This is a genomic window from Desulforamulus profundi, assembly GCF_002607855.1.
Map to the genome: position 1 here is coordinate 1 of NZ_AWQQ01000065.1, position 9,674 is coordinate 9,674.

At 49.1% G+C, this 9,674-nt stretch carries 13 protein-coding genes, 1 rRNA gene and 1 pseudogene; 1 reads left to right on the plus strand and 14 read right to left on the minus strand.

Features of this window, described 5'->3' with window-relative positions; all coding sequences use genetic code 11:
• The 5 genes and pseudogenes from P378_RS10990 to P378_RS22995 form a co-directional block, all read right to left on the minus strand.
• Nucleotides 1-336: ribosomal RNA gene (locus tag P378_RS10990) — 16S ribosomal RNA — on the minus strand; the annotation flags it as partial.
• Nucleotides 337-801: 465 nt separating this feature from the next.
• Nucleotides 802-951 (minus strand): hypothetical protein, encoded by a 150-nt coding sequence (locus P378_RS19605; RefSeq protein ID WP_180261067.1) that lies wholly within the window; start codon nt 949-951, stop codon nt 802-804.
• A gap of 154 nt (nt 952-1,105) precedes the next feature.
• On the minus strand, nt 1,106-1,615 hold the full coding sequence (locus P378_RS22980; protein ID WP_274378703.1) for an alkaline phosphatase: 510 nt from the start codon (nt 1,613-1,615) through the stop codon (nt 1,106-1,108).
• A complete protein-coding gene (locus P378_RS22985) occupies nt 1,585-1,905 on the minus strand; it encodes an alkaline phosphatase (RefSeq protein WP_274378704.1) in 321 nt (106 codons plus the stop codon). The genes P378_RS22980 and P378_RS22985 overlap by 31 nt, the downstream gene beginning before the upstream one ends.
• Nucleotides 1,880-2,688, minus strand: a pseudogene (locus P378_RS22995) (alkaline phosphatase). Before P378_RS22995 ends, P378_RS22985 begins: the two are co-directional and overlap by 26 nt.
• Nucleotides 2,689-3,017: 329 nt before the next feature.
• Between P378_RS22995 and P378_RS11000 the strand changes: the two are divergent.
• The gene (locus P378_RS11000; protein WP_099083282.1) at nt 3,018-3,884 is read left to right on the plus strand and encodes a radical SAM protein; all 867 of its coding nucleotides are present in this window, start codon (nt 3,018-3,020) and stop codon (nt 3,882-3,884) included.
• 165 nt (nt 3,885-4,049) lie between these two features.
• Here P378_RS11000 and P378_RS23000 read toward each other — a convergent pair whose 3' ends face one another.
• The 9 genes from P378_RS23000 to P378_RS11050 form a co-directional block, all read right to left on the minus strand.
• A complete protein-coding gene (locus P378_RS23000; RefSeq protein WP_274378707.1) occupies nt 4,050-4,178 on the minus strand; it encodes a hypothetical protein in 129 nt (42 codons plus the stop codon).
• A gap of 30 nt (nt 4,179-4,208) precedes the next feature.
• Entirely contained in the window at nt 4,209-5,084 is an 876-nt protein-coding gene (locus P378_RS11010; RefSeq protein WP_099083283.1) for a DUF5132 domain-containing protein, read from the minus strand.
• 294 nt (nt 5,085-5,378) lie between these two features.
• On the minus strand, nt 5,379-5,885 hold the full coding sequence (locus P378_RS11020) for a flavin reductase family protein (protein ID WP_099083285.1): 507 nt from the start codon (nt 5,883-5,885) through the stop codon (nt 5,379-5,381).
• 19 nt (nt 5,886-5,904) lie between these two features.
• The gene (gene sfsA, locus P378_RS11025) at nt 5,905-6,624 is read right to left on the minus strand and encodes a DNA/RNA nuclease SfsA (RefSeq protein ID WP_099083286.1); all 720 of its coding nucleotides are present in this window, start codon (nt 6,622-6,624) and stop codon (nt 5,905-5,907) included.
• Nucleotides 6,608-7,882: a GTPase ObgE gene (gene obgE / locus P378_RS11030; RefSeq protein ID WP_099083287.1), complete on the minus strand. Its 1,275-nt coding sequence runs from the start codon at nt 7,880-7,882 to the stop codon at nt 6,608-6,610. Before obgE ends, sfsA begins: the two co-directional genes overlap by 17 nt.
• Nucleotides 7,883-7,931: 49 nt before the next feature.
• Nucleotides 7,932-8,489 (minus strand): Spo0B domain-containing protein, encoded by a 558-nt coding sequence (locus P378_RS11035; protein ID WP_099083288.1) that lies wholly within the window; start codon nt 8,487-8,489, stop codon nt 7,932-7,934.
• A gap of 115 nt (nt 8,490-8,604) precedes the next feature.
• Nucleotides 8,605-8,874 carry a 50S ribosomal protein L27 gene (gene rpmA, locus P378_RS11040; RefSeq protein ID WP_099083289.1) on the minus strand — a complete coding sequence of 90 codons (270 nt, stop codon included), beginning with the start codon at nt 8,872-8,874 and terminating at the stop codon, nt 8,605-8,607.
• 34 nt (nt 8,875-8,908) lie between these two features.
• Nucleotides 8,909-9,220, minus strand: coding sequence for a 50S ribosomal protein L21 (gene rplU / locus P378_RS11045; RefSeq protein ID WP_099083290.1), 312 nt, complete (start codon nt 9,218-9,220; stop codon nt 8,909-8,911).
• Between the two features lie 238 nt (nt 9,221-9,458).
• Nucleotides 9,459-9,674 (minus strand): TRAM domain-containing protein (locus P378_RS11050; protein ID WP_143338472.1); only part of this gene is annotated, 216 nt, incomplete at its 5' end.

A 9,674-nucleotide genomic window follows, 5' to 3' on the forward strand; every position in this document is an offset into this window, starting at 1 on the left:
GGGCCGTGTCTCAGTCCCAGTGTGGCCGGTCGCCTCTCAGGCCGGCTACCCATCGTCGCTTGGTGGTCCCTTACACCACCAACTAGCTAATGGGACGCGGATCCACTGATAGCACGATTGCTTTCCTTAAAAGAACATGCGTTCCCTTAAGCGTATCCGGTATTAGCAGCCGTTTCCAGCTGTTATCCCGGTCTACCAGGCAGGTTATCCACGCGTTACTCACCCGTGCGCCACTAAGTTTAGAATTCGCAAGCTTCCTTCTAATCTCCGTTCGACTTGCATGTGTTAAGCACGCCGCCAGCGTTCGTCCTGAGCCAGGATCAAACTCTCCATAAAATATGAAATGTTTTCGCGTACCCGTTAGGGTGAAGAGTTGATTTAGCTCTTTATTACTTATTCAGGAATTACTCGCTAGCGTTATTTAACGCTTGACGAGGATTCAAATGTGGTCGTCACAGTTTCAGCTTACGCTGACTTTTGACTTGACCGTTTTGCATCCATCATCCACTGTTTAGTTTTCAAAGACCATTTTTTAGCCCGGCCTCACGACCGGAATCTTAGTTTACCATGACCCTCACTTGCATTTCAAGTGAAAKTTTTTGGTAATTTTTACACCGCCTCATCGGCGACGGAACTTCATCTTACCACGATAACACGAATTATCAACTGGTAATTTTAAGTACCACCTTGCGGCGACATTTGTTATGTTACCATATTTACTTTCATGTTGCAAGTGGTAATTTATACTTTTTATGAATGTCCTGCGTTAAAAGAAAAAAATACCAACAATGTATAAGGTTTTTAAGTCTTCCTGTGCAGGTCCCAATGCTGTCCCGTGGTATTGTCCCGCATATCCAAAGTTGCCAGCAGCATGTCTGCAACTTGCTGCAGTTCTTTATCAATTTCAGGAACAGGCAAATTTACGAAAAGGGCGATACGACAATTATCCATATACCTACTCCCCAAGCTCTTAATGAAATACCGGATCACTGGTTCAAAGACCTATTTATAATTTACTAAATCCTGCTAGCCTTGTAAATTAATAAAGATGGCCCTTCCCCGATTCCGGTTCAAGGGCCATCTTAAATGCTTGATATACAGTCAATTATTTAATTAAATTAACAGCTTCTGATGGTACATAGGTTTTCACACCGTTATCTACGATTAAGCCGCTCATTTCAACTTTTTTGCCGTCCACAATGGCGATATTGGTATTGAACGGCAGTTCGACTTTCGTGGAACCCTTTATAACCACCAGGCTAAAGTTTCCGTTTCCGTCGTCTGCTTTTTCAACCTTGGCGCCTTTGGCTTCAAAGGCAGCCTTTGCATCAACAAAGAGCTTTTTCGTAACTTCGTCCAGGCTTACCCCAAGAACTTTCTCCATGTATCTTGCTACATCCGTATTTTCAATCACTCCTGTGGGACGTTCAACACTACCGGGAGCATAAACGTACAGCACCACATCTTCGCCGGTGTGACCGCCGGTGGTCCAGCCGATATGAGCGCGTTTACTGATGATAGGACCAACGGCATAATTCATGCTGCCGGCTTTTGCTTCTTTAATGGTTTTGATCTCTTCTTCCGTTAAATCGGTAATGCCGAAATAAGTGGCCATGACTTCCTTAATGTTGCTCCTGTCGGCATTAAACTTGGACTCAAGCCTTCGCCGGTTAATTTCGCTTTCTTTAAAGGAGCGATAAAGGCGGAGAGGGGCTCTTCGTCATAGGTCTTGGTGGTGGCTCTGTCGCCGATGGAGATGCCGCCGTTGCCATGGTCTGTTACAGCGATGACAACCGTATCTCTATCTTTCTTGGCAAAATCCAATGCTGTTTTTACTGCCTTGTCAAAGGCCAGGATGTCACTGATTACACCAATGGGATCATTTGGCATGGGCAGCCCAGTCAACTTTACTGCCTTCTACCATTAAGAAGAAGCCGTCTTTATCCTTGGATAGCACTTCGATAGCTTTGGCAGTCATTTCAGCCAGGCTTGGCTGCTCGGCGGGGTTGCGGTCCATATCATAGCTTAAGCTGGTGGGAGAAAACATCCCCCAGATTTTATCGGACTTTGAGTTTTTCATGGCTTCAGGGGTTGTTACATAGTTATAACCCAAGTTTTTAATAATGGAAATTAAATCAGTCTTGTCTTTTCTCCCTTCGGGCTGAGGAATTTAGATCCGGCGCCCAGCACCACATCAATGCGGTTATAAACCTGCTGTTCGCTTAAGTCATCGTAGTTTTTACGGCTGGGAAAGTGAGAAGAAAAATCCGCAGGGGTCGCGTGCATAATCTCGGAAGTCGCCACCAAGCCGGTTGCCTTACCGGCCAGTTTTGCCGCTTCCAGGATGGTGGCCACAGGTTTCTTTTCATCCCCTTTGGCAATGGGAGCTAAACCGGGCATGTTGGCTACATCCGGGAGAACTCCCACGTAACCGGTGTGAGATTTATGTCCGGTGGCAAAGGCGGTGCCGGCGGGAGCGGAATCTGCAATGGGCGCATCAGCGGAATAGGTTCTGACCAAACCGCAGGCCATTTCGTCCATGGCCAGGGGAGTGCCGCCTTGGTACCATCTGGCCAGGGTTGTACCGGCCACAGACATGCCATCGGGAATTAAAATAATTACGTTTTTGGCCTTTTTGCCGGCTTCGGCCGGGACCTGCCCGATCCACAGGAACATGCTGAGGAACATGCACAGGGACAGGGCCAAAGCGATACTTTTTTGAGAAATGCGTTTCAAGATGAACGACCTCCTTTTTGAAATATCTGATATTCATTTTAAACAGCAATTGTTAAATTGCCGGTGGATTTTCTTTAGGGAATTTTTATAATCCGGTTAGAAGAATGTTACAGATGTAAATAAAGGTTTAATGAGTTGATTGTAAAAGGACGGGGCGGAGTGCATCCCTTATCTCAAAAGTTTAAAAATAAAACCCAGTGTGCAGTTCGGTAATCTTTTAAGCGAAAACTATGGTAAGATAATTTTCAGCAATTCTATAAATCTACGGGGGGTTTGAAGCAATGTTGCTGAATCATGCGCAAGGAATGGTCTTCCGTCCGCCCAGTGAGGCCAATAGTTTTATTTTGCGGATTACGCTGGGCTGCTCGCATAACGCCTGCACTTTTTGCGCCATGTATCGCGGCATTCAATTTCGCACCCGCCCGTTGGAGGAAATTCGTTGTATTGTTGAAAATGCTGCTCAGCGTTCCCCTGATATAAGAAGGGTATTTCTGGGTGACGGCAATGCCCTGGTGCTTCCTACCAAAAAACTGCTGTCCATCCTAGCCGGGCTGCGCGAGGCTTTTCCCAAACTTACCCGCGTTACCTGCTATGGAGGTCCCAAGGACATCCTCAGAAAAACGCCTGAGGAATTAAAAGCACTTAAGGAGGCCGGACTGAAAATCATTTACCTGGGTGTGGAAAGCGGCGATGATGAAGTCCTTGCGGGGATCAATAAAGGGGTGGGCGCGGCTGAAATGGTTGCCGCCGGGAGGAAGGTGCTTGCCGCGGGGATCAAACTTTCTGTCATGGTGATTCTGGGTCTCGGGGGGAAAACCGGCAGTTATCGGCACGCCACAGGCACCGCCCGGGTTATCAGCCACATCAGCCCGACTATGTTGAGTACACTTACGTTAACGTTATATGACGGTACCACGCTAAAAGAAGCTGCGGACCGCGGCGATTTTTTACCTCTGACGCCCTACGAAACGATGGTAGAGTTAAAAGAATTGATTTGCCATATTCGGGTTGCAAACCCTTGTATCTTTCGCAGTGACCATATCTCAAATTTGCTTCCCTTGGCCGGTGTATTGAACAGGGACAGGGATAAAATGCTGCAAGAGATTCATGAGATTTTAGATTTCCTCAAAGATAAACACAATGGGTAAAGAAATAGTTTTAACCCCCACCGCAACGGGTGGGGTTGTTAGTGAGATATTCTATACGATTTACCTGCGCCAAATATTGCGAAATGAAATGTCCGCCAGTAAATTCTGGCCGGTTTCCCGGCCCTTTTTCATGATGTATCCGATGAAGGCCCCGAGAAAGCTTTCCTAGATCATGGCCACTGCTTTGGCATCCGCTTTGCTGCGAGACCGAATTTCCACACTGGCATCGACCGCTTTGCGCAGTTCTGCCAGCACATTGGAGAGATGTGTTGTTATTTCATCAGTACTGGTCAATCAACCACCGCCTTTAAAATAGCCTACTGTTTATTTTGCAGGAGGTTCCTTGTCCACTATACCTGCTTGGGTGGCTATGGACTCTTTAATTTTGTTAAAGTTGACCTCCGCTACAATGTCTTCAAATTCCTCTTTGGCCTGGGCAAAAACACCTTGTGCCCTTTCGGTGATCTCCATGGCTTCTTCCATTGCCTTACGGGCCAAAGGGCGCAGGGATTTGCCCAGCGAAGGCAGCAGCAGCAACCCTAATAATGCTGCACCGGCACCCCAGCCGAAGCTACGGCGGTCAACTCCCCTAAGTCCGGTGATCCGTTCCAGGATAGAGGCGCCATAACCGGGAGGGTTATTCATATTCAAACTCTGCATTAGCTCCGTGATATCCATCCCCTGCTGGGAGGCTTCCTGTAATAAATCACAAAGCAGCTGGCGTACCTGCGGGTCTCTTACTTGACTCAGCCGCCGGTTGATTTTTTCAATGGCGCCCAGTTCATTTTGCAGTTGTCTTCGCAGCAGCATCATATAGCGCTGGTTGTCATATTCTTCACGGTCTGTCCGCCAGTCATAATCAAACTCCGGCCGCCTCCGGTACTTGTACGTGGGTGCCGGTGGCGGGTAAGGACACCAGCCATAGTACCTGCCGGGACCCATTCCCATACCCATGCCCGTGCCATATCCCGGAGACCGCCTGCCGTAGGGCATTCTTGCTCCGGCTCGTCTTCCATACCCCTTGCCATAGCCAAAACCCGGTGGATATCCCGCATAATCTTCGTTATATTCCGCCATTTCACCGTAATATTTTTCCTGCCACTCACGGCATGCCTTTAAATCGCTTGTAATTTCTTTTTTCAGGCGGTTAATTATTTCAGGGTCATACTGGTTGACTACGGGTTGCTGTTCTTGATTCATAAGTCTCCTCCTCTCAAAATTCAAGTAAATGTATTATCTTTATTTGACCAGAATGATCCAGACACTGAGTTGTCGGAGGATATATTAAATTACCTTTATAAATATTGTCTAAAAAGGATATATGGCTGTCTGAAATGTGCATTTCGGGTGTCCAAAATTGTTGGTCCTTTACAAAAAATAGGGAACATTCAACCCATCGACTCGGCAGACATGCCGGGCGAAAAACCAAAAAACCACACCTTAAATGGTGAGGTTTTTGGAAATTAAGAATCCTTTTACCTTTAAATTATAATCCTACTCCTTCACATAACAGGCCACAATTTCGCCATAGTACATGACATGGTAGTCTCCTTTGGGATAGGCCAGCTTTTTAATGTTTTCGGCCACCAGGGCGGGTTCCATGGACTGCTGGTAAATCACCCTGCATTCGTAGTGTAAATCGCATTCACCGATAACAGGGGTATTAACCACTTTTCCAGGTTCGGGGGTGAGGTTGCCTTCTTTGAATTTATCAAGCTCCCGGCCCGATTTGGTGCCGCACAGGGCTAGTTCTTTCTTGAGTTCCTTCCTAAGGGGTATGCTTACGGTAAACTCTTTGGCGCTTTCTAAGAGTTGATAGGTGTACCTGGACTTCCTGACCATCACCACAAAGACAGGTTTTTGCCAGACAAAGCCGATGGTTCCCCAGCCAATGGTCATGGTGTTGAGTTTATCCTCGTCCTTTACGGTCAGAAAAGCGCCTTTGGGCAGTTGCTCCAACAGTTCTTTCAGGTAATCGTTGTACTTAACATCTTCTTTCATGTTCTCAACTCCCTTTATCTTATAACTGAACCGGCAGGTAATCCTTTAACCTGACAGCACTCCTGGTAATCTCACAGGCCAGCGCATAAACCTCAACTCCGGCAGCGGCGGCCAGGTGCAGGGATTGGGCAAAGTGAGGGCCGGTGGCATGGTTGGGGGAAAAGAGGACGGCATCATCCCGTTGCACCACAAAAATTACCGCTGCCCGGAAGCCCTCACCCACCGCACGGGCCAGTTCCAGCAGGTGTTTGGCGCCCCGTTCTGAAGGGGCGTCGGGAAATTTGGCGATCCCTTCGTCCACCAGGGTGACAGATTTTATTTCCATCAGGCACCTGCCGGTATCCCCTTTTAGATAGAGGTCAAAGCGACTTTCTCCATAGCCTACTTCTTTTTTGATTTCCTGGTAACCGGAAAATTGCTCCAGTGCCCCGTTAACCAGCACCTTCTGCATGAGCCGGTTGGGCAGCAGGGAATCCACGGACACCAGTGTTTCCCCGTAGTGGGCCAGGTGAATACGGTATCTGGTCCGCATATCCCTTGGCATGGGGGTTACGTAGACGGTATTGCCCGGAAAGAGCAGTTCTTTCATTCTGCCGGAGCTTGGAACATGGGCGGGGTACCTTTGCCCCGCCACTTCCACCAACCCCACAAAACGGTTTTTTCTTTCCAGGAATGTTGCTTCCACCAGTTTCGGCAGCGGGATGGTGATCTCCCTGGCCGGATTACTGAGTCCATTCAAATTCCCAGTCTCCAATGCGCACAATGTCGCCTTCTTTTACCCCGGCGTCAATTAACCCCTGCTCCAGGCCCATCACTTTCATAATCCTCTGCAGGCGCTCCACCGATTCTTCCTCTTCCAGGTAGGTCATGGCTACGTGCCGTTCAATTTCCTTGCCCGTGACACGCCAGTTGCCGTCCATGTCCCGTTTGATGTTGAACCGGTCCTCCGGCGTAAAGACCGTCACCCGTTCTTCCTCCGGCTGTTCCGGTTCAACCCTCGGCAGTTCCTCCAGCAGCCTGACTACCCTTTGTATCACCTTATCCAGCCCCTGACCGGTGGCCGCAGAGATGGGAAAGATCTCATATTGCCCACTGAATTCTTCTTTGATACGGACCAGATTTTCTTCGGCCTGAGGGGTTATGTCCATTTTATTGGCCGCGATGATCTGCGGTCTTTGGGCTAACCGGGAATCGTAGAGCTCCAGTTCTCGGTTGATGGTTTTAATATCTTCCACAGGGTCCCGGCCCTCGGTGCCGGCGGTATCCACCACATGGATGAGCAGGCGGGTACGTTCGGTATGACGTAAAAATTCATGGCCCAGGCCCACCCCCTGGGAGGCTCCTTCAATGAGCCCGGGTATGTCAGCCAACACAAAACTGCGCTCGTCCCCTGCGGAAACCACGCCTAAGTTGGGCACCAGGGTGGTGAAGGGATAGTCCGCAATTTTGGGTTTGGCTGCCGAAACCATTGAAATAAAGGTGGATTTTCCCGCATTGGGGAAGCCGATCAGCCCAACGTCCGCAATGAGTTTTAATTCCAACTCAACCCACAGTTCTTCTCCCGGTTCGCCCTTTTCGGCGATTCTGGGTGCCTTGTTGGTACCCGAGGCAAAGTGCACATTGCCCCGGCCTCCCCGGCCTCCTTTAGCAATGATGACTTGCTGCCCGTCTTCCACCAGGTCGGCAATAAGACGCCCGGTCTCAGCCTCCCGTATCACGGTGCCGGCAGGCACCCTGACGGTCAAGTCTTCCCCGGCGGGGCCGTTCATGTTTTTTCCCATACCATGCCCGCCGCGCTCGGCCTTAAAGTGCTTTTTGTACCGGAAGTCCTGCAGCGTGTTGAGCCCTTCGTCCGCTACAAATATGACGTCTCCTCCGCGGCCGCCATCGCCGCCCCAGGGGCCCCCGAAGGGCACGTATTTTTCACGGCGCATGGCAATACAACCGTTACCGCCGTCGCCGCCTTTAACATAAATTTTCGCCCTGTCATAAAACATTGATGTTCATCACCCAACAGTATTATTTACCGTCTTGCCCTTCCTAAGCCTATTTTTTGGGAAATATCATGTAGATTTCTGCTTCTTTCTCTGTCACCGCCAGCTTGGTACTGCTTTTGTATGGTGCCAGCGCCTCGGATAACACCATTTGTTCCTGAGCATCCTGGACCACCTCCGCCGGGACTCCCGGGAAGCCCAATTTGACGGTAATTTTTCTTTCGCCTTCGCTGATGGTCAAGCTCATGCGCCGGTCTATCACTTCAGGCGGCGACAGAAATTTTAAGGCTTGCTTAACGCAGCGTTCTAGGGCGGCTCCCACCACCTGGCCCGGCACAGCCAAGGAAGCCATGTTCGTTTCAATATCCATCACAAAGTCTACCTGGCATTTGGCGGCTTCGTTATTGGCAATCAGCAAAACCGCCTTGACTTCCGGGGATTTGAGCCTGGTAATCCTGCTCAGCCGCTCATAGTCGCCGCAGACCTGGTTGATATAATCCCTTACCCGTTCCCCTTTGTTCAACTGGAGCAGGCCGGATATCACTTGCAAGTGATTTAAAAAGTCATGCCTTTGTACTTGAATCACTTCCAGAAGGCCTTTGATTTCCATTGGTGATACTTCCTTTCGAAACCGTAATAATAATTTATATTCGACGATTTGGATTTATTTTCCTCCCGGTGGAGGCATTAAAAAACCAGCCTGTACTGCAGGCTGGTTTTCAAAGTTACTGAGCTACAACTTCGGGAACCACAATGCTTACTTGTTTCTTATCCCGACCATTACGCTCAAATTTAACAATGCCGTCAACTTTGGCAAACAAAGTGTCGTCGCCACCGCGACCAACATTGACACCGGGGTAAATTTTAGTGCCACGCTGTCTTACCAGAATGCTGCCGGCGGTAACAAATTTACCGTCGCCTTCTTTTACCCCAAGTCGTTTGGCCTGTGAGTCACGACCGTTACGAGAGCTACCTACACCTTTCTTATGAGCCATAAAGTCTCACCTCCCTATTGGTGACCGGATAAAATTAAGCTTCAATTTTTTCAACAACCACCTGGGTGAAAGGCTGGCGATGGCCTTTCTTACGGCGGTAATTCTTCTTGGGCTTATACTTGAATACGATGATTTTCTTGCCTCTGCCGTGGCGCACTACGTCCAGAATTACTTTGGCGCCTTCCACCTTGGGAGTGCCAACCTTCACCTGACCGTCCTTTTCCACCAGCAGAACATCAGTTAACTCAACCTTCTGGCCTGCTTCGGCCTCCAGCTTTTCAATGTACAGGGTGTCACCTTCCTGAACCTTGTACTGCTTACCACCGGTAATTACAACTGCATACATACCTACACCTCCCCGTCTTTTAGGACTCGCCATCAAGGTACCGGGTCACCGGGTTTTAAAGACCTCTGCTGAGCGGTATGGTAGGCAAAAAGACACCTACATTTAGATATTCTATCATAATTGAGATATTTGTCAACAAAATTACCTTGCTCTCCTGTGTTGGGTGCTAAACTGGAACAGAGGTTAGAAGTGAGAAGAATAAAATCTCACCTCCAACTTCTCACCTCTCACTTCTCAATTACACCAACCTGGCCTTGGCGTAGGTGCGGTGCACCTTGACAATCTCCACGGAAACCAGTTCGCCGACCAGCGCCCCGCCGCCCTCAACGTCGATAATAAAGCCATCCAACCTGGCGATGCCGTCGCTGGGGTTAGAAATATGCGGTTCCTCCACCTTTAACTCGATAATTTCGCCGGTTTTTACGGGAACGGTCTGGGAAGAGATTTCTTCCTG